This window comes from Streptomyces sp. NPDC030840 (assembly GCF_055572015.1).
Map to the genome: position 1 here is coordinate 297,102 of NZ_JBVIEE010000006.1, position 20,213 is coordinate 317,314.

The following is a 20,213-nucleotide window of genomic DNA, read 5'->3' on the forward strand; positions in this document are numbered from 1 at the left end:
CGAACTGTGTCGACGAAATATTGTCTACAGTATGGAAGTTCGGCCAGCAAGGCTTCGCGCAGCAACTCGAGGGCCGTGCGGTCCTCGGCGCCGGTGGCTTTGCACTGCCGAGGTACCTGTGCGCGGAGGAACTGACGGCGGGCCGGACCGTCCCGCTGACGGAACCCGGTGCACCGCCCGCCGGCGCCGCCGGGACCGCTCGTTCCCGGCCGTGGTCCCCGTGACCGCTCGTCCCGCCCCGGCGACCGTTCGTCGCGCCCGGCACACCGCTCACCGCATACGGTCGGCGACTTGACCCGTCCTGCTTTCCAACTCCCGGGCCGGTTCCTATCGTTCGGGATCATGAGCCCTCCTGTAGCACCACCCGGCTGGAGCCGCTGGCTCGTCCCTCCGGCCGCTCTCTCGGTCCACCTCTCCATCGGACAGGCCTACGCCTGGAGCGTGTTCAAGCCGCCGCTGGAGTCCGCACTCGGCCTCAGCGGAACGCAGAGCGCGCTGCCGTTCCAGCTCGGCATCGTCATGCTCGGCCTGTCCGCCGCGTTCGGCGGCACGCTCGTGGAGCGCAACGGTCCGCGCTGGGCGATGACCGTGGCCCTGATCTGCTTCTCCTCCGGATTCCTGATCTCGGCCCTCGGCGCCGCCGTGGAGCAGTACTGGCTGATCGTGCTCGGTTACGGCTTCATCGGCGGCATCGGGCTCGGCATCGGCTACATCTCGCCCGTCTCGACGCTGATCAAGTGGTTCCCGGACAGGCCCGGCATGGCCACCGGCATCGCCATCATGGGCTTCGGCGGCGGCGCCCTCATCGCCTCACCCTGGTCCGCGCAGATGCTGGAGTCCTTCGGCGCCGACCCGTCCGGAATCGCGCTCGCCTTCCTCGTGCACGGGCTGGCGTACGCGGTCTTCATGTCGCTCGGCGTCCTGCTCGTACGCGTGCCGAGGAGCGAGAAGCCGGTGGCGTCGGGGCCGAGCCCCTTCGACGGGGTGCAGGTCTCGGCGCGGAGCGCGATCCGCACGCCGCAGTTCTGGTGCCTGTGGCTCGTGCTCTGCATGAACGTGACCGCGGGCATCGGCATCCTGGAGAAGGCCGCCCCCATGATCACGGACTTCTTCGCCGACTCATCGACGCCGGTGTCCGCCACCGCGGCCGCCGGGTTCGTCGCCCTGCTGTCGGCGGCCAACATGGCGGGTCGCATCTGCTGGTCGTCCACGTCCGACCTGATCGGACGGAAGAACATCTACCGCGTCTACCTGGGCGTCGGCGCGCTGATGTACCTGCTGATCGCACTGTTCGGAGACGCTTCCAAGCCGCTGTTCATCGTCAGCGCGCTGGTGATCCTCTCGTTCTACGGTGGCGGCTTCGCGACCATTCCGGCGTACCTGAAAGACCTGTTCGGCACCTACCAGGTCGGCGCGATCCACGGTCGGCTGCTCACCGCCTGGTCCACGGCCGGAGTCCTCGGGCCGCTGATCGTGAACTGGATCGCGGACCGGCAGGAGGCGGCGGGCAAGCACGGCTCGTCGCTCTACGGCCTGTCCTTCTTCATCATGATCGGGCTGCTCGTCGTCGGCTTCGTCGCCAACGAGTTCGTCCGGCCCGTCCACGCCCGCCACCACATCCCCGCACCGAAGGAGGCCACCGCCGATGCCGTCCAGCGACAGCAGCCAGAATCCGCCTGACCGGCGCGCCCTGATCGCCGTCTCCTGGCTGTGGGTCGGGCTGCCGCTCTGCTACGGCCTGTACGAACTCGTGCGGAAGGCGACGCAGTTGTTCACGGGATGAGCGCGACAGGGTGAGTCGTCCTCGCCGACCGGGGTGCGCACCGCAGTCCCGTGGACGACTGTTCGGGCTTCCAGGCTCTGACAGAAGCCCACAACCCCGCCGCCCCATTCCTGTGTCTGCACGTGCCCTCGTACCCGTGAGTCACTGATCAGACTGGTGGATCCCGCTACCCAAGGCAACGAGGGGGACACCCACCCATGAACGGCACCCGCATCGCCGCCGTCGGCCACTACCAGCCCGCCAAGGTGCTCACCAACGAGGACCTGGCGGGCATGGTCGACACCAGTGACGCGTGGATCAGGTCCCGGGTGGGCATCCGCACGCGCCACATCGCCGGACCCGACGAGCCCGTGGACGAGCTGGCCTCGCACGCCGCCGCCAAGGCGCTCGCCGCCGCGGGCCTCGCCCCGGACGCCGTCGACCTGGTCGTGGTCGCCACCTCCACCGCCGTCGACCGCTCCCCGAACACCGCGGCCCGGGTCGCCGCCCGCCTCGGCATCCCCTCCCCGGCCGCCATGGACGTCAACGTCGTGTGCGCCGGCTTCACCCACGCGCTCGCCACCGCCGACCACGCCGTCCGCGCGGGATCGGCGACCCGCGCCCTGGTCGTCGGCGCCGACAAGATGTCCGACGTGACGGACTGGACCGACCGCACGACCTGCGTGCTCGTGGGCGACGGGGCGGGGGCCGCCGTCATCGAGGGCGCCGACGAGCCCGGCATCGGACCGGTGTTCTGGGGCTCCGTGCCCGAGATGGGACACGCCGTACGCATCGAGGGGACGCCTCCGCGGTTCGCGCAGGAGGGGCAGAGCGTGTACCGCTGGGCGACCACCCAGCTGCCGGCCATCGCCCGGAAGGTGTGCGAGCGGGCGGGCCTCGCCCCCTCGGAACTCGCCGCTGTCGTCCTGCACCAGGCCAACCTGCGGATCATCGAACCGCTCGCGGAGAAGATCGGCGCGGTGAACGCCGTGGTGGCCCGGGACGTGACCGACTCCGGGAACACCTCGGCGGCGAGCATCCCGCTGGCCCTGTCCAAGCTGGTCGAGCACGGCGAGATCTCCACCGGGGACCCCGTGCTGCTGTTCGGCTTCGGCGGGAACCTGTCGTACGCGGGGCAGGTCGTCCACTGTCCGTGAGGTCGCCGTACCGCGGGGTGTGACGAGTCCAACTGCCCGCGGCCCTGGCATCGGCGCACCGTAGACTGTAGACGAAAGACAATCGATACTGACTTTCCGCTGCCGTGCACGGCCCTGCCCAAGAGGGGGACCGCGATGTTGTCGACAGGACTGCCGCAGGGGGCCGTGCCCAGGCTCGAACGGCCCGGCCCGCTGCGCGACCGTGTCTACGAAGCGCTCCTCGAACTCATCACGACCCGCGCCCTCCAGCCGGGCCAGCATCTGGTCGAGAGTGAACTCGCGGGCCACCTCGGCGTGTCGCGGCAGCCGGTGCGCGAGGCCCTGCAGCGGCTCAACACCGAGGGCTGGGTCGACCTGCGGCCCGCCCAGGGCGCGTTCGTGCACGAGCCGACCGAGGAGGAGGCGGACCAACTCCTCACGGTGCGCACGCTGCTGGAGGCCGAGGCGGCCCGGCTCGCCGCCGCCAACGCGGGCACGGCGGGCATCACGGCGCTGGAGGAGCTGTGCGCCGAGGGTGAGCGCGCCGTCGAGGCCGACGACGTGGACGGCGCGGTCGCGATGAACGCCCGCTTCCACGCCAAGGTCATGGAACTCGCCGGCAACGCGGTCCTCGCCGAACTCGCCGCCCAGGTCGACCGCCGCGTCCGCTGGTACTACACCCCGGTGGCCCGGCAGCGCGGACAGCAGTCCTGGAACGAGCACCGCGACCTGATCGCCGCGATCGCAGCCCGTGACGAACAGCGCGCCACCGAAATCATGCGCACCCACACGGAACACACGCGCAGGACGTATCACGCACGTCCGCGGTCGTAGGGATCCGGAGCCGGGTATCGGTCCGTAGGACGCGGCTACTGGTGCGCCCCGTGCTGTTCAGGGGCGCGGGGAACTGCGCGACAAGCCACAACGCACCCGCACTCAGCCACCGGCAGAACCGGGCAGACGAGTCCCGTCGCCCCCACCCAACACCGCCTGCGTCTGCGTACTCTGCCCCACCGCCCGCCCGTCGTCGCCGTACAACTCCGTCTGCACCACGACGAAGGACCGGCCCACATGAAGCGGCCGCGCCCCCGCCCGCACCGAACCCGCCCGCACCGCCCGGAAGAAGTTCGTCTTCGACTCGACCGTGGACGTGGCCGCCCCCGGCGGCAGGTTGAGAAACGCACACACCGCACCCACGGTGTCCGCCAGCGTCATCAGCGCACCACCATGCATCACGCCACCCACCGTGCACAGCCGCGGCGACCACGGCAGGGTGGCCCGGACACCCTCCGGCCCGGCCTCCGTCAGCGCGACACCCAGGTCGACGGCGAAGGGCACGGATGCCGACAGCACTTCGGTGGACGGGACTTCGGGGCGCGAGGCCATGGCGGCGACCTTCCGTGAGGCAAACGCGGACGCCACTACGGTGACCGAGCTCCACCGCCGCCGTCGATTACCTCCGAAGTAAGGGCCGGGCCGGGACCGGAGCCGCCTCCGCCACTGGGCATCCGACCCGTCTTTGTCCTGTGAGTGGAAAAAGTAGTGGGCAATTCCTGCGCAACTTCTTCCCACTCGCGGCAGCCGCTGCTACGTTCCCCTCGAAAGAAGGCCACACAGATGTGGCCGGAACCCGACGGACGCAGGCCGGTTGAGGCGGGGAGGGGCTCGTGAGACGTATGACGGCTCGACCCGCGAACACGCACCAGGCCCGGCTGCTGCGCCTGCTGCGGGACGGTGGTCCGAGCTCCCGGGCCCAGCTCGGCGACCAGGTCGACCTCTCGCGGTCCAAGCTGGCCGTCGAGGTGGACCGGCTGCTGGAGACGGGCCTGGTCGTGGCCGACGGACTCGCCGCCTCGCGCGGCGGCCGCCGCTCCCACAACATCCGGCTCGCCCCCGGGCTCCGCTTCCTGGGCGTCGACATCGGCGCGACCTCCATCGACGTCGCCGTCACCAACGCGGAGCTGGAGATCCTCGGCCACATCAACCAGCCCATGGACGTGAGGGAAGGCCCCGTCGCCGTCTTCGAGCAAGTCCTGTCGATGGCAGCGAAGTTGAAGGCCTCAGGGCTCGCGGAAGGGTTCGACGGCGCTGGCATCGGCGTCCCCGGACCGGTCCGCTTCCCCGAAGGCGTTCCGGTGGCACCGCCGATCATGCCGGGCTGGGACGGGTTCCCGGTGCGGGAGGCGCTCAGCCAGGAACTCGGCTGTCCGGTCATGGTCGACAACGACGTGAACCTGATGGCGACGGGGGAGCAGCACGCGGGCGTGGCGCGCTCCGTGGGCGACTTCCTCTGCGTCAAGATCGGAACCGGTATCGGCTGCGGCATCGTCGTCGGCGGTGAGGTGTACCGCGGTACGACGGGCAGCGCGGGCGACATCGGACACATCGTGGCGGTGCCGGACGGACGGCCGTGCGCCTGCGGCAACCGGGGCTGCCTGGAGGCCTACTTCAGCGGCGCCGCACTCGCCCGCGACGCCACCGAGGCGGCCCAGCAGGGACTCTCGGCGGAACTGGCCTCCCGCCTTGAGGTGGGCGGCGGCCTCACCGCCGTCGACGTCGCCGCCGCGGCCGCGGCCGGCGACGCCACCGCGCTCGACCTGATCCGCGAGGGCGGCAACCGCACCGGCCAGGTCATCGCCGGACTCGTCAGCTTCTTCAACCCGGGCCTCGTGGTGATCGGCGGCGGCGTCACCGGCCTCGGCCACACCTTGCTCGCCGCCATCCGCACCCAGGTCTACCGCCAGTCGCTGCCGCTCGCGACCGGCAACCTGCCCATCGTTCTCGGGGAGTTGGGCCCGACCGCCGGAGTCATCGGCGGAGCCCGGCTGATCAGCGACCACCTGTTCTCACCCGCGTAAGCGGCTCCAGCAGTACCCGGCTCGGCTCACCAGTACAGCGCCCTCGCTCTGCTCTGCCCTGTCCTGTCCAGTTCCGCCCTGAAACCGGCCCGCACGCCCGCCAAGGGGAACCGTCATGGCACCAGAACCACCGCTGCTCACCATGTCCGGCATCACCAAGTCGTTCCCCGGAGTCCGGGCGCTGGACGGCGTCGACCTCGACGTCCAGGCCGGCGAAGTGCACTGCCTGCTCGGCCAGAACGGCGCCGGGAAGTCCACGCTCATCAAGGTCCTCGCGGGCGCCCACCAGCCCGACGACGGCACGATCACCTGGCGCGGCGAACCCGTCGTGCTCAAGTCCCCGATCGCCGCGATGCGCCTGGGCATCGCCACCATCTACCAGGAACTCGACCTGGTGGAAGGCCTGTCGGTGGCCGAGAACGTCCACCTCGGCCACGAACCGACGGCCGCCGGCTTCGTCGTCCGGGGAAAGGCGGCGAAGGAGTCGACAGCCGCCCTGCTGGGGCGACTTGGGCACTCGGAGATCGATCCCGCCCGGCTCGTCGGTGACCTGTCCGCCGCCCAGCAGCAGATCGTCTCCATGGCCAGGGCGCTCTCCCACGACGTACGCCTCATCGTCATGGACGAGCCGTCCGCCGCGCTCGACCCGGACGAGGTGGACAACCTGTTCCGGATCGTGGGCGACCTGACCGCCGCCGGGGTCGCCGTCGTCTACATCTCGCACCGCCTGGAGGAGATCCGCCGCATCGGCGACCGCGTGACCGTCCTGAAGGACGGGCGCGCCGTGGCGGGCGGGCTGCCCGCGAAGTCCACGCCGACGCGCGAGGTCGTGGCGCTGATGACGGGACGGAACGTCGAGTACGTCTTCCCGGACCGGCCCCCCGCGCCGCCCGCGGGAGCGACGCCGATCCTCCAGGTGCGGGGGCTGGCCCGCGACGGCGAGTTCGCGCCCTTCGACCTGGAGGTCCGCCCCGGCGAGATCGTGGGCCTCGCCGGACTCGTCGGCTCGGGGCGGTCGGAGATCCTGGAGACGATCTACGGCGCCCGCAAACCGGCGGCCGGTCAGGTCCTCGTCGACGGACGGCCGTTGCGCCTCGGCAGCGTACGGGCCGCCGTCGGCGCGGGACTCGGACTGGCGCCCGAGGAGCGCAAGGCGCAGGCGCTGCTGATGCTGGAGTCCGTCACCCGAAACGTCTCCGTGTCGTCCATGTCCCGCTTCTCCCGCGGGGGATGGATCGACCGGCGCGCCGAACTCGGGGCCGCGCGGGCCGCGACACGGGAACTGTCGCTGCGGCCCGACAACCCGTCCGTGCCGGTGCGCACCCTCTCCGGCGGCAACCAGCAGAAGGCCGTCCTCGCCCGCTGGCTGCTGCGCGGTTGCCGCGTCCTGCTGCTCGACGAGCCCACCCGCGGCGTCGACGTCGGCGCCCGCGCCGAGCTGTACGCGGTCGTCCGCCGTCTCGCCGACGAGGGACTGGCCGTGCTGCTGGTCTCCAGCGAGGTCCCCGAAGTGCTCGGCCTCGCCGACCGCGTCCTCGTGCTCCGCGAGGGCCGCGTCGTCCACACCGCGCCCGCCCGCGAACTCGACGAACACCGCGTACTCGACCTGGTCATGGAAGGAAGCCCGGCGTCATGACGCAGCACGCCTCCCCTCCGCGGGACAACACCGGCAAGGTGCCGCCGGTGGGCCAACCCCCCGCCTGGCGCGGCCGGATCGCCCGCGCCGACGTCCGCACCCTCTCCCTCCTCGGTGTCCTCGCCGCGCTGATCCTCATCGGCGGCATCACCAAGCCCGACGAGTTCCTCGACACGCGCAACCTCCAGCTCGTCCTCACCCAGGCCTCGGTCATCGGTGTCGTCACCGTCGGCATGACCTTCGTCATCACCTCCGGCGGCATCGACCTCTCCGTCGGCGCGATCGTCGCGCTCGCCTCCGTGTGGGCGACGACCGTGGCCACGCAGGAGTACGGGTTCGCCGGCATCCTCTTCACCGCGGTGATCGTCGGCGTCGGGTGCGGCCTGGTGAACGGACTCCTCATCGCGTACGGCGGGATGGTCCCCTTCATCGCCACGCTCGCCATGCTCGCCTCGGCCCGCGGGCTCGCCCTCCAGATCACCGACGGCAAGACCCAGATCGTCACCGTCGACGGCATCCTGGACCTCGGCGAGCGCGACGCGTACGTGCTCGGCGTCCCGCCGCTCGTCCTCGTCTTCGCCGTCGTGACGGTCATCGGCTGGCTCGTGCTGAACCGCACGACGTTCGGTCGGCGCACGGTCGCGGTCGGCGGCAACGCGGAGGCGGCACGACTGGCCGGCATCGACGTCCGGCGCCAGCGGCTGTACCTGTACCTGCTTTCCGGGCTGTGCTGCGGTATCGCCGCGTTCCTGCTGATCGTGCTGTCCGGCTCGGGCCAGAACACCAACGGCAACCTCTACGAACTCGACGCCATCGCGGCCGCGATCATCGGCGGCACCCTGCTCAGCGGCGGACGCGGCACCATCACCGGCTCCGTGCTCGGCGTCCTGATCTTCACGACGATCACCAACATCTTCGCGCTGAACAACCTCCAGAGCGACGTCCAGCAGATCGCCAAGGGCGCGATCATCGTCGCCGCGGTCCTGGTCCAGCGACGTACGGCGAACACGACGACCTGACAAGGGAAGGGCCCCACGCCATGGCACACCTCACGAGCCGCAGAGGACTGCTCTTCGGGACCGCCGCCGTCTCGGCCGGCGCCCTCCTCGCCGGCTGCACCAGCAACGAGACCGACGACGAGCCCGCGGCGAACGACCAGCCGGCCGCCGACGACAAACCCGGCAAGAAGGTCACGATCGGCTTCGCCGGGCCGCAGGCCGACCACGGCTGGCTCAACGCCATCAACGACAACGCCAAGAGCCGCGCGAAGAAGTACGCGGACGTCACACTGGAGATCACCGAGGGCTCCAACGACACCGCGCAGCAGATCGGCCAGATCGAGACCCTCATCAACAAGAAGGTCGACGTCCTGGTCGTGCTGCCCGCCGACGGCAAGGCGCTCACCCAGGTCGGCCTGAAGGCGATGCGGGCCGGCATCCCCGTGGTGAACCTGGACCGCATCTTCAACTCCCCGCAGGCGTACCGCTGCTGGATCGGTGGCGACAACTACGGCATGGGCCTCAACGCCGGTCACTACATCGGCGAGAAGCTCAAGGGGAAGTCGAACGCCCGCGTCATCGAACTCGCCGGCCTCGACAACCTGGAGCTCACCAAGCAGCGCACCAAGGGCTTCGACGACGCCCTGAAGAACTACCCCAACATCCGGAAGGTGGCCCGCCAGGCCGCCGACTTCACCGTCGAGTCGGGGCAGGCCAAGATGGCCCAACTCCTCCAGGCGCAGTCGAAGTTCGACGCGCTGTGGAACCACGACGACGACCAGGGCGTGGGTGCGCTGCGGGCCATCGAACAGGCCGGGCGCGACGACTTCCTGATGGTCGGCGGCGCGGGCGCCCTGTCCGCGTTCCAGGCCATCAAGAAGGACGACGGCGTCCTCAAGGCGACCGTGCTCTACCCGCCGACCATGGCCGCGTCCGCGATCGACCTCGCCCGCGCCCTCGGCCAGGGCAAGGGCGTGAGCGGTCTCGCCGAATTCGAGATCCCGGCCTCGCTGACGCTGTACTCGGCGGTCGTCGACAAGGACAACGTCGACCAGTACATGTCCACCGGCTTCAAGTGATGCGCCCTGCCCCGCGGGTCCGGCCGGCGTGACCGCGTGACCCGCGGGCCAGGACCCACCCCCCACCGCGCCATGACGAACTGAGGAGGACCTCCGTATGGGACAGCCGCAGCAGCCCGACGAAGCCGAGGCGGGTGCCGCGACGGCAGCCACGGCCGGGGCGGCGGTCGCGACCGAGGCGGACACGGCCGAGGCGGACACCGGCGCAAGGGCCGGAGCCGGGGGCAGCGCGGGAGCGACCGCCGCCAAGCCCACGCTCGGCGTCGGCATGGTCGGCTACGCCTTCATGGGTGCCGCCCACTCCCAGGGCTGGCGCACCGCGGGCCGCGTCTTCGACCTGCCGAGCCGTCCGGTCCTCGCCGCGATCTGCGGCCGGGACGCGGCCGCCGTGCGCGCGGCGGCGGACCGGCACGGATGGGCTGCGGCCGAAACCGACTGGCGCGCCCTGATCGAACGCGACGACGTCGACATCGTCGACATCTGCACCCCCGGCGACAGCCACGCCGAGATCGCCCTCGCCGCGCTCGCCGCCGGCAAGCACGTGCTGTGCGAGAAACCCCTCGCCAACACCGTCGCCGAGGCCGAGGCGATGGCGGAGGCGGCCGAAGCGGCCCACGGGCGCGGCCAGTTGGCGATGGTCGGCTTCAACTACCGCCGGGTGCCCGCCACCGCCCTGGCCCGGCGGATGGTGGCCGAGGGCCGGCTCGGCACCCTGCGGCACGTACGGGTGACGTACCTTCAGGACTGGCTGGTGGACCCTCAGTTCCCGCTCACCTGGCGGCTGCGCAGGGAGTCGGCCGGCTCCGGCTCGCTCGGCGACCTGGGAGCGCACATCGTCGACCTCGCGCAGTACCTGGCGGGGGAGCGGCTCGCCGGAGTGTCCGCGCTCACCGAGACGTTCGTACGGGAACGGCCCCTGCCCGTCGGCGCCACCAGCGGCCTGTCCTCCGTGTCGTCCGCCGGCACCGGACAGGTCACCGTGGACGACGCGGCCCTGTTCACCGGCCGGTTCACCTCCGGCGCGCTCGCCTCCTTCGAGGCCACCCGGTACGCCACCGGCCGCAAGAACGCCCTGCGCATCGAACTGAACGGCGAGCGCGGCTCGCTGGCCTTCGACCTGGAGCGCCTCAACGAACTCGCCTACCACGACGCCACGGAACCCGGGGCACACGCCGGTTTCCGCCGCATCCTCGTCACCGAACCCGACCACCCGTACCTGGAGGCCTGGTGGCCGCCGGGCCACGGCCTCGGCTACGAGCACTCCTTCGTCCACCAGGCCCGCGACCTCGTCCACGCGATCGCCGAGGGCCGTGCGCCACAGCCCTCCTTCGCCGACGGGCTGCAGGTCCAGCGCGTCCTCGCGGCGGTCGAGGAGAGCGCCGAGAAGAACTCCGTCTACACACCCATCGCGGTCTGAGGAAGGGACCCGGAGCATGCCGCGCACCTTCACGCTCTTCACCGGCCAGTGGGCCGACCTGCCCCTGGAAGAGGTCTGCCGCCTCGCCCGCGACTTCGGCTACGACGGCCTCGAACTCGCCTGCTGGGGCGCCCACTTCGAGGTGGACAAGGCGCTCGCGGACCCGTCGTACGTCGACTCGCGCCACGAGTTGCTGGGGAAGTACGGCCTCAAGTGCTGGGCGATATCCAACCACCTGGTCGGCCAGGCCGTCTGCGACGCCATCATCGACGAACGCCACCAGGCCATCCTGCCCGCCCGCATCTGGGGCGACGGCGAGCCCGAGGGCGTACGGCAGCGGGCCGCGGCCGAGATGGCCGACACGGCGCGGGCCGCCGCGGCCTTCGGCGTCGACACCGTCATCGGCTTCACCGGCTCGGCGATCTGGCACCTGGTCGCCATGTTCCCGCCCGCGCCGGAGTCCATGATCGAGCGCGGATACGAGGACTTCGCGACCCGCTGGAACCCGATCCTCGACGTCTTCGACGCGCAGGGCGTGCGGTTCGCCCACGAGGTCCACCCGAGCGAGATCGCGTACGACTACTGGACAACGCACCGCGCGCTGGAAGCGGTTGACCGTCGTCCCGCCTTCGGCCTGAACTTCGACCCCTCGCACTTCGTGTGGCAGGACCTCGACCCGGTCGGCTTCCTGTGGGACTTCCGCGACCGGATCTACCACGTGGACTGCAAGGAGGCCCGCAAACGCCTCGACGGACGCAACGGCCGCCTCGGCTCCCACCTGCCGTGGGGCGACCCGCGCCGCGGCTGGGACTTCGTGTCGGCCGGGCACGGTGACGTCCCCTGGGAGGACGTCTTCCGGATGCTCCGCTCCATCGACTACAAGGGCCCGGTCTCCGTCGAGTGGGAGGACGCCGGCATGGACCGGCTCCAGGGCGCTCCCGAAGCCCTGACCCGGCTCAAGGCGTTCGACTTCGAGCCGCCGACGGCATCGTTCGACGCGGCGTTCGGCGGCAACGACTAGCACGTTCCCACCAGGTGACTCCGGGGTGACGGCGCATCCCGGAGCGCCGATCCCTCCGGGACCTCCCAGGTCCCGCCACAGGTTCCCTCCGGGGTGACGGCGCACCCCGGCGTACCGCACACACCCGTACACCTCCGTACGACCAGCCCCTTCCTGGAGGCATCTCGTGCACCCGTACGACAACATCAGGGACAACACCAGCCGCACCAGACGACCAAGATTCCGTGGGGGCCGCAGGGCCCGTGGGGCACTCGCGCTGCTGAGCGGCCTGCTGCTCGCGGGCGCCTCGCTCTCCCTCACCGCTCCCACGGCCGGCGCGGTCGTCGCCGAGCAGGCAGCCGCCGCCTCCGGCGCGGCGGCCGCGGCCGAGGACTTCCAGCAGGTCACCCTCGCCAAGGGCGAACCCGAGGTCGGCGAGCCCATGTCGCTCGCCGTCCTGCCCGACCGCTCGGTCCTGCACACCTCGCGCGACGGCGAACTCCGCCTCACCGACGCCGCCGGGAACACGAAACTCGCGGGCAAGCTCGACGTGTACTCCCACGACGAGGAAGGCCTCCAGGGCGTCGGTGTCGACCCCGGCTTCGCCGACAACCGCTTCATCTACCTCTACTACGCGCCCCCGCTGAACACCCCGGCGGGCGACGCCCCCGAGACCGGTACCGCCGCCGACTTCGCGCCCTTCGACGGCGTCAACCGCCTCTCGCGCTTCGTCCTGAAGGCCGACGGCACGCTCGACACCGCGAGCGAGAAGAAGATCATCGACATCCCGGCGTCCCGCGGCCTGTGCTGCCACGTCGGCGGCGACATCGACTTCGACAAGGACGGCAACCTCTACCTGTCGACGGGCGACGACACCAACCCGTTCCAGTCGGACGGCTTCACCCCCATCGACGAGCGCGCGAACCGCAACCCGGCCTTCGACGCCCAGCGCTCCTCCGGCAACACCAACGACCTGCGCGGCAAGATCCTGCGCATCAAGGTGAACGCCGACGGCTCGTACTCCATACCCGACGGCAACCTCTTCGCGCCCGGCACGGACAAGACGCGCCCCGAGATCTACGCGATGGGCTTCCGCAACCCGTTCCGCTTCAGCGTCGACCAGGAGACGGGCATCCTCTACGTCGGCGACTACGGCCCCGACGCCGGCGCCGCCGACCCGAAGCGGGGCCCCGCCGGACAGGTCGAGTTCGCACGTGTCACCGGCCCCGGCAACTTCGGCTGGCCGTACTGCACCGGAGACAACGACGCCTACATCGACTACGACTTCGGCACCGGCGCCTCGGGCTCGGCCTTCGACTGCGCCGCCCCGAAGAACACCTCGCCGAACAACACCGGGCTGACCGACCTTCCCCCGGCCCAGCCCGCCTGGATCCCCTACGACGGCGGCTCCCTACCGGAGTTCGGCGACGGCTCCGAGTCCCCCATGGGCGGCCCGGTCTACCACTACGACGCCTCCCTCGACTCCCCGGTGAAGTTCCCCGAGGCGTACGACGGTGACTTCTTCGCGGGCGAGTTCGGCCGGCGCTGGATCAAGCGGATCACCTCGGACGCCGACGGAACCGTGCAGTCCATCAACTCCATACCCTGGACCGGCACCCAGATCATGGACATGGCCTTCGGCCCGGACGGCGCCCTGTACGTCCTCGACTACGGCGTCTCCTGGTTCGGCGGCGACGAGAACTCCGCCCTGTACCGCATCGAGAACGCCACCGACGGCCACTCGCCCGTCGCCCAGGCGGCCGCCGACCGCACGTCGGGACAGGCGGCACTGAGGGTCCGCTTCTCCTCGGCCGGAACGTCGGACGCGGACGGCGACGCGCTCACCTACAGCTGGGACTTCGGCGACGGGGGCAGCTCGACCGCGGCCAACCCCACACACACGTACAGGAAGAACGGCACCTACACGGCGACCGTCACCGCCAAGGACACCTCCGGCCGCACCGGAAGCGCGAGCGTGCAGATCGTCGTCGGCAACACCGCGCCCAAGGTGACGCTGGAACTCCCCAAGGACGGACAGCTGTTCAGCTTCGGTGACGCCGTGCCGTTCAGGGTGAGGGTGACCGACCCGGAGGACGGCAGGTCGATCGACTGCGCGAAGGTGAAGGTCAGCTTCGTCCTCGGCCACGACAGCCACGGTCACCCGCTGACCACGGCCAACGGCTGCTCCGGCACCATCCAGACCAGCGCCGACGGCGGCCACGACGAGGACGCCAACATCTTCGGGGTCTTCGACGCCGAGTACACCGACCTGGGCGGCGGTGGGCAGGCACCGCTGACCACCCACGACCAGAACGTGGTCCAGCCCAAGCACCGCCAGGCCGAGCACTACGGCGACTCCTCGGGCGTGACCGTCCAGGCGAAGGCGACCGCACACGGCGGGAAGACGGTCGGCGACATCTCGAACGGCGACTGGATCTCCTTCAAGCCGTACGTGCTGTCCAACGCCACGAAGATCACCGCGCGGATCTCCTCCGGCGGCGCGGGCGGCAAGCTGGAGGTCCGGGCCGGCTCACCGACCGGCCGGGTGCTCGGCACCGCGACCGTGCCGGTGACGGGCGGCTGGGAGAACTTCCAGGACGTCAGCGCGAACCTGTCGAAGCCGCCGCGGGACACCACCACGCTCTACCTGGTCTTCAAGGGGAGCGGCAGCGGCGGCCTGTTCGACGTGGACGACTTCACCTTCACGACATCTTCGGCGTCATCGGCGTCTTCAGCGGGCTGAGGGGGCTGACATGCGAGCAACCGGACGACTGGCGACGGCTGTTGTGGGTGCCGCGCTGCTGATCGGATGCCTGTCGGGACCGGCGGCGTCGCAGGGCTCCGGGACGGGCGCCGCGACCGATGGAGGATCTCGTGCTGTGAGCCGGGTGCTGGTGTTCTCCAAGACGGCCGGCTTCCGGCACGACTCCATCCCCGAAGGGATCGCGGCCGTGAAGGAGCTGGGCGCCGCGGGCGGCTTCGCGGTCGACGCCACCGAGGACGCGGGCGCCTTCACCGCGCGCAACCTCTCCCGGTACGACGCCGTGGTCTTCCTCTCGACCACGGGTGACGTCCTGAACGAGGCCCAACAGGGCGCGTTCGAACGGTACATCCGGCGGGGCGGCGGCTATGTGGGCGTCCACGCGGCCGCCGACACCGAGTACGACTGGGCCTTCTACGGCGGGCTCGCCGGGGCGTACTTCCAGTCGCACCCGGCGATCCAGCCCGCCACGGTCGACGTGGAGGACCGGGCCCACCCGGCCACCTCGGGCCTGGCCGCGACCTGGACCCGCACGGACGAGTGGTACAACTACCGCTCCAACCCGCGGGAGAGAGCCCACGTCCTCGCCTCGCTCGACGAGTCCTCCTACACCGGCGGCACCATGAACGGCGACCACCCGATCGCCTGGTGCCAGGAGTACCAGGGCGGTCGCGCCTTCTACACCGGAGGCGGCCACACCAAGGAGTCGTACGCCGAGCCCGCCTTCCGGCAGCACCTGCTGGGCGGGATCCGGTGGGCGACGGGCGAGGCACAGGCCGACTGCCGCCCGGAGAACGGCTACCGGTCGCTGTTCGACGGCACGGCCGAGTCCCTGTCGGCATGGCGGCAGGCGGGACCGGGCTCGTTCGAGCTGAGCGACGACGGCACGCTGACCTCGTCCGGCGGGATGGGCATGCTCTGGTACGCGGAGTCCAACTTCCGGTCGTACTCGCTGAAGCTCGACTGGAAGATGGCCGGTGACGACAACTCCGGCGTGTTCGTGGGGTTCCCGCCCTCGGACGACCCGTGGTCGGCCGTCAACAACGGCTACGAGATCCAGATCGACGCGACCGACGCCGCCGACCGCACCACAGGCGCGGTGTACGGCTCCAAGTCCGCCGATCTCAAGAAGCGTGACCGTGCGCTGAACCCGCCGGGGGAGTGGAACACCTACGAGATCCGCGTGGAGGGCGAACGCCTCCGCGTCTATCTCAACGGCGTGCAGATCAACGACTTCACCAACACCGACCCGGCCCGGAGCCTCACCGACGGACACATCGGCATCCAGAACCACGGAGCCGACGACGAGGTGTCCTTCCGTGACATCCGGATCAAGGAACTGCCCGCGAAGTCCGCCGCGTCCACCGGACCCACGGCTTCGCAGGGCGACTGAGCGACGGCGGGCGGGGGACGCCGGACTCCCGCTCGCCGTCTCCCCTCTTACGAGTCCCACGAGTTTTCGCTGTGTTGCGTGTACGACCAGGGAGGCTGCCCATGACCGAGTTCTGTTCCGAACCCCAGGTGGGGGTCTGGCTGATCGGAGCACGCGGTTCCGTCGCCACCACCGTCGTCGCGGGGTGCGCCGCCGTGACAGCGGGCCTGAGCGCCCCGACGGGCATGGTCACCGAGACCCCGCTCTTCGCCGACACCGGTCTGCCCGCCCTCTCTTCCCTGGTCTTCGGCGGCCACGACACGGAGGACTGCCCGCTGCCCAAACGCGCGGAGGCCCTGGCCGCGGGAGGCGTCCTGCCGCACGGCCTCCCCTCGGCGATCTCCTCCGAACTGACCGCGGCCGACCGCGAGATACGGCCGGGCGGCCCGCTGCCGGGCGACACCCGCGAGCCGGCCGAACTGATCGAGACCTTCGCGTGGGAGATGGAGGACTTCGTACGGCGACATGATCTCGCCCGCGCCGTGGTCGTGAACGTGGCCTCCACCGAACCGGCCGCCACCGGCTCCGCCCTCCCTCCGAGCTCGCTGTACGCGGCGGCCGCCCTGCGCGCGGGCTGCCCCTACGTCAACTTCACGCCGTCGACCGGCCTGCACCACCCGTCGCTCGCCTCCCAGGCGGCCGCCTCCGGCCTGCCGTACGCGGGCCGGGACGGCAAGACCGGCCAGACGCTGCTGCGCTCGGTACTGGGCCCGATGTTCGCCCAGCGAGCCCTGACCGTCCGCGCCTGGTCCGGTACGAACCTCCTCGGCGGCGGAGACGGCGCCGCACTGGCCGACCCGGCCGCCGCGGCGGCGAAGAACGCGGGCAAGGAACGCGTGCTGGCGGACACCCTGGGTGGGACGCCGGAGGGCGAGACCCACATCGACGACGTACCCGCCCTCGGCGACTGGAAGACCGCCTGGGACCACATCACCTTCGACGGCTTCCTGGGCACCCGCATGACCCTCCAGACCACCTGGCAGGGCTGCGACTCGTCGCTGGCCGCCCCGCTCGTCCTGGACCTGGCCCGCCTCACGACCCGCGCCCACGAAGCGGGCATGACGGGCCCTCTCACCGACCTCGGCTTCTACTTCAAGGACCCCGTCGGCGACGGCCCGTCGGCCCTGGCGGAGCAGTACGCGGCACTCGCCCGGTTCGCGGCGCGGTTGCGCGAGCTCCAGAGGGAGGGGGACGCGCGATGACACAGGCACAGGTGCGAGGACGGAGGCGGGCCCAGGCACGGGAACGGGGGCGGGGACAGGGACGGGCACGGGCACGGGCCTGGGCCGAACTGCTGCGCCTGCCCGCCCTGTTCACCGTCCCCGGCGACGCCCTCGCGGGCGCGGCCGCCGCCGGGGCCACCCGTCCGAACGCACGCACCCTGCTCGCCATCGGTTCCTCCCTCTGCCTGTACGAGGCGGGCATGGCCCTGAACGACTGGGCCGACCAATCCGAGGACGCCGTCGAACGCCCGCACCGTCCTCTGCCCTCCGGCCGCGTCCGCCCCGCTTCGGCGCTTGCCGCCGCGGGCGCCCTCACGGTCACCGGTCTGGCCCTGGCCGCCCGCGCGGGCCGCCCCGCCCTCACCGTCGCCGTCCCCCTGGCGGCCACCGTGTGGTCATACGACCTCTCCCTGAAACGCACCCCCGTCGGCCCTCCGGCCATGGCCGCCGCCCGCACACTCGACCTCCTCCTGGGCGCAGCCGCCACCACCGGCAGCATCCGCGCAGCCCTCCCTTCCGCTCTGACCCTCGGCGTCCACACGTTGGCGGTGACCGCGGTGTCCCGCCGTGAGACGCAGGGCGGCTCCTCCCTGGCGCCGTTGGCAGGCCTGGTGACGACAGGCGCGCTGGCCTGGCGACTGAGCCGAGACCAGGCGTCGGGGCGCGGCACGGTGGGCACCGGCCTCTCGACAGGTCCGACCACCCCGGGTGTGCCCCCGGGCCCGGGCTCGTCCGCCGCCGCGACCGGCTCCGACCTGCCCGCCTCGCCGCACGCGCCCACCCCGCCCCACCCGACCGATCCGGCCGGCCCGGGAGCGGCCCTGCAGACGGCCCTCGCCGCCGCCTACGCGGCGACCAGCGTCCGCCCTCTCTTCCATGCCGTCCTGAACCCGTCACCTCCGCTCACCCAACGTGCCGTCGGCTCCGGCATCCGCGCTCTCATCCCTCTCCAGGCCGCCCTCACGGCCCGTGCGGGCTCCTCGGGCGTGGCCCTGTTCACCGCCGCCCTCGCCCCCGCCGCCCGGAGCTTCGCGAGGAAGGTGAGCGTCACATGACCGCGCCCGAACAGCACACGCCCGCACAGCCACTGCCGGAGTCAGAGCCACCGACTCCCGCGCAGCCCCGGCCTCCCGCGCACCCCGCAGCCCACCTCCGGCTCACGTCCCCGGCGACTCCGGCGCGCCCGGGCCAGACCGCCGCGGCGCACTCCGAACAACCCCACCAGCCGACACCCCACCCCCTCCGATTCCAACCCCTCCGCTTCGGCTACGGCACCAACGGCCTCGCCGACCTCCGCCTCGACGACGCCCTCGCCCTCCTCTGCGACCTTGGCTACGACGGCGTCGGCCTGACGCTCGACCACATGCACCTCGACCCGCTCGCCCCGGACCTCGCCGCCCGCACCGCGCGTGTCGCCCGCAGGCTGGCCACGCTCGGCCTGGGCGTCACCGTGGAGACCGGCGCCCGCTACGTCCTCGACCCGCGCCGCAAGCACGGCCCCTCCCTTCTGGACACCGACCCCGACGACCGTTCCCGGCGCGTCGACCTGCTCCTCCGCGCGGTACGGGTCGCCGCCGACCTCGGCGCCCACGCCGTGCACTGCTTCAGCGGCGTCACACCGGCCGGCACGGACACGGCCACCGCCTGGAAACGGCTGTCAGAGGCGCTCACCCCCGTCCTGGACGCCGCCACCGACAGCGGCGTCCCGCTCGCCGTCGAACCCGAACCCGGCCACCTCCTCGCCACCCTCGCCGACTTCCACCACCTGCGCGAATCACTCGGGAACCCCGACGCGCTGGGGCTCACGCTCGACATCGGACACTGCCAGTGCCTGGAACCCCTGCCGCCGGCCGAGTGCATCCGGGCCGCCGCGCCCTGGCTGCGTCATGTCCAGATCGAGGACATGCGCCGCGGCGTCCACGAACACCTCCCTTTCGGCGACGGCGAGATCGACTTCCCTCCCGTACTCGAAGCCCTCACCGCCACCGGCTACCAGGGCCTGACCGTCGTCGAACTGCCCCGCCACTCCCACGCGGGCCCTCACTTCGCCCAGCAGTCCCTCTCCTTCCTCCGCCACGCGACCACGCCCACCGCACCCCGACCCGCTCGGGCCCAGGTCGAACGAACCCGGCCGGGCACCGCGACCACCAGGCCCATCCCCCACACCGCCCCACTTGCCGTCCCCCCACCGGGCAAGCCCACCACCGCCCCCGAGGGGAGAACCCCATGAACCACCTCCACTCCATACCGGGCACCCCTGCGGCGGGCAGCGCCCTCGCCCTCATCCCGCTCGACGAGCTGCACACCTCCGTCACCAGTCACCTCGACACCGCCGCCCGCGCCTGGTTCGACCGGGCCCTCGACGAGGCCGCCACCCGGCCGGGGCTCCACGGACCCATCTCCGTGTGGGAGCTGCGGCTCGCCGAAGCGGGCCGACGCTGCGGTCCGGAGCAGGCCGACGCCGTACGCGTCCTCATCCTCCGCGCGGCCCGTGCCGACGCGGACACCCTCACCCGCGTCTACCGCCAGGGCACCGCCGCGGAACGCCGTGCCGTTCTGCACGCCCTGCCCCACCTGGTGCCCGGTCCTGCCGCCTTGCCGCTGGTCGAGGACGCCTTGCGCACCAACGACACCCGCCTGGTGGCCGCCGCGCTCGGACCGTACGCCGCCCGCCACCTGGACGCCCACAACTGGCGTCACGCCGTCCTGAAGTGCCTGTTCGCGGGGGTCCCCGTGGACGAGGTTGCCGACCTGGCCCGCCGAGCCCGGGCCGACGCCGAACTCGCCCGCATGCTCACCGACTACGCCGACGAACGCACCGCCGCGGGCCGTCCCGTACCGGAGGACCTCTACCGGGTCCTGGCCCTGACCGAGGTCGCGCCCGGGGCCGGGCACGAGCCCGAGGCCGGGC

Annotated in this window: 16 protein-coding genes and 1 pseudogene; 16 read left to right on the plus strand and 1 reads right to left on the minus strand. The window is 71.6% G+C overall.

Annotated features, from left to right (window positions below; all coding sequences use genetic code 11):
- The first annotated feature begins 342 nt into the window (after nucleotides 1–342).
- The 4 genes from ACZ49J_RS16530 (at nucleotide 343) to ACZ49J_RS16545 (ending at nucleotide 3,732) form a co-directional block, all read left to right on the plus strand.
- On the plus strand, nucleotides 343–1,680 hold the full coding sequence (locus tag ACZ49J_RS16530; RefSeq protein WP_467453559.1) for an OFA family MFS transporter: 1,338 nt from the start codon (nucleotides 343–345) through the stop codon (nucleotides 1,678–1,680).
- Complete coding sequence (locus ACZ49J_RS16535) at nucleotides 1,646–1,783, plus strand: MFS transporter small subunit (RefSeq protein WP_467453560.1); 138 nt, start codon at nucleotides 1,646–1,648, stop codon at nucleotides 1,781–1,783. The genes ACZ49J_RS16530 and ACZ49J_RS16535 overlap by 35 nt, the downstream gene beginning before the upstream one ends.
- A 197-nt stretch (nucleotides 1,784–1,980) precedes the next feature.
- Nucleotides 1,981–2,919, plus strand: a complete 939-nt coding sequence (locus ACZ49J_RS16540; RefSeq protein WP_467453561.1) for a beta-ketoacyl-ACP synthase III — start codon at nucleotides 1,981–1,983, stop codon at nucleotides 2,917–2,919.
- 135 nt (nucleotides 2,920–3,054) lie between these two features.
- Nucleotides 3,055–3,732, plus strand: a complete 678-nt coding sequence (locus ACZ49J_RS16545; RefSeq protein WP_467453563.1) for a GntR family transcriptional regulator — start codon at nucleotides 3,055–3,057, stop codon at nucleotides 3,730–3,732.
- A 102-nt stretch (nucleotides 3,733–3,834) separates the two neighbouring features.
- On the opposite strand, the gene ACZ49J_RS16550 is transcribed toward ACZ49J_RS16545, so the two are convergent.
- Nucleotides 3,835–4,284 carry a PaaI family thioesterase gene (locus ACZ49J_RS16550; RefSeq protein WP_467453564.1) on the minus strand — a complete coding sequence of 150 codons (450 nt, stop codon included), beginning with the start codon at nucleotides 4,282–4,284 and terminating at the stop codon, nucleotides 3,835–3,837.
- A 290-nt stretch (nucleotides 4,285–4,574) separates the two neighbouring features.
- Between ACZ49J_RS16550 and ACZ49J_RS16555 the strand changes: the two genes are divergently transcribed.
- The 12 genes and pseudogenes from ACZ49J_RS16555 to ACZ49J_RS16610 form a co-directional block, all read left to right on the plus strand.
- On the plus strand, nucleotides 4,575–5,756 hold the full coding sequence (locus ACZ49J_RS16555) for an ROK family transcriptional regulator (protein ID WP_467453565.1): 1,182 nt from the start codon (nucleotides 4,575–4,577) through the stop codon (nucleotides 5,754–5,756).
- A 115-nt stretch (nucleotides 5,757–5,871) separates the two neighbouring features.
- Nucleotides 5,872–7,392: a sugar ABC transporter ATP-binding protein gene (locus tag ACZ49J_RS16560; protein WP_467453566.1), complete on the plus strand. Its 1,521-nt coding sequence runs from the start codon at nucleotides 5,872–5,874 to the stop codon at nucleotides 7,390–7,392.
- Nucleotides 7,389–8,411 carry an ABC transporter permease gene (locus tag ACZ49J_RS16565; RefSeq protein WP_467453568.1) on the plus strand — a complete coding sequence of 341 codons (1,023 nt, stop codon included), beginning with the start codon at nucleotides 7,389–7,391 and terminating at the stop codon, nucleotides 8,409–8,411. The genes ACZ49J_RS16560 and ACZ49J_RS16565 overlap by 4 nt, the downstream gene beginning before the upstream one ends.
- 20 nt (nucleotides 8,412–8,431) lie before the next feature.
- Entirely contained in the window at nucleotides 8,432–9,469 is a 1,038-nt protein-coding gene (locus ACZ49J_RS16570; RefSeq protein WP_467453569.1) for a substrate-binding domain-containing protein, read from the plus strand.
- 97 nt (nucleotides 9,470–9,566) lie between these two features.
- The gene (locus tag ACZ49J_RS16575; protein ID WP_467453571.1) at nucleotides 9,567–10,886 is read left to right on the plus strand and encodes a Gfo/Idh/MocA family protein; all 1,320 of its coding nucleotides are present in this window, start codon (nucleotides 9,567–9,569) and stop codon (nucleotides 10,884–10,886) included.
- Between the two features lie 16 nt (nucleotides 10,887–10,902).
- Nucleotides 10,903–11,907: a sugar phosphate isomerase/epimerase family protein gene (locus tag ACZ49J_RS16580; protein ID WP_467453573.1), complete on the plus strand. Its 1,005-nt coding sequence runs from the start codon at nucleotides 10,903–10,905 to the stop codon at nucleotides 11,905–11,907.
- A 166-nt stretch (nucleotides 11,908–12,073) separates the two neighbouring features.
- Nucleotides 12,074–14,629: a PQQ-dependent sugar dehydrogenase gene (locus ACZ49J_RS16585; protein ID WP_467453574.1), complete on the plus strand. Its 2,556-nt coding sequence runs from the start codon at nucleotides 12,074–12,076 to the stop codon at nucleotides 14,627–14,629.
- 10 nt (nucleotides 14,630–14,639) lie between these two features.
- A complete protein-coding gene (locus ACZ49J_RS16590; RefSeq protein ID WP_467453575.1) occupies nucleotides 14,640–16,040 on the plus strand; it encodes a ThuA domain-containing protein in 1,401 nt (466 codons plus the stop codon).
- A gap of 101 nt (nucleotides 16,041–16,141) precedes the next feature.
- A complete protein-coding gene (locus ACZ49J_RS16595; protein ID WP_467453576.1) occupies nucleotides 16,142–17,281 on the plus strand; it encodes an inositol-3-phosphate synthase in 1,140 nt (379 codons plus the stop codon).
- The gene (locus ACZ49J_RS16600; protein WP_467453577.1) at nucleotides 17,278–18,357 is read left to right on the plus strand and encodes an SCO3242 family prenyltransferase; all 1,080 of its coding nucleotides are present in this window, start codon (nucleotides 17,278–17,280) and stop codon (nucleotides 18,355–18,357) included. The genes ACZ49J_RS16595 and ACZ49J_RS16600 overlap by 4 nt, the downstream gene beginning before the upstream one ends.
- Nucleotides 18,354–19,532: a sugar phosphate isomerase/epimerase family protein gene (locus ACZ49J_RS16605; protein WP_467453578.1), complete on the plus strand. Its 1,179-nt coding sequence runs from the start codon at nucleotides 18,354–18,356 to the stop codon at nucleotides 19,530–19,532. The genes ACZ49J_RS16600 and ACZ49J_RS16605 overlap by 4 nt, the downstream gene beginning before the upstream one ends.
- Nucleotides 19,529–20,209, plus strand: a pseudogene (locus ACZ49J_RS16610) (EboA domain-containing protein); the annotation flags it as partial. The gene ACZ49J_RS16605 and the pseudogene ACZ49J_RS16610, both read left to right, overlap by 4 nt.
- Between the last annotated feature and the right edge of the window lie 4 nt (nucleotides 20,210–20,213).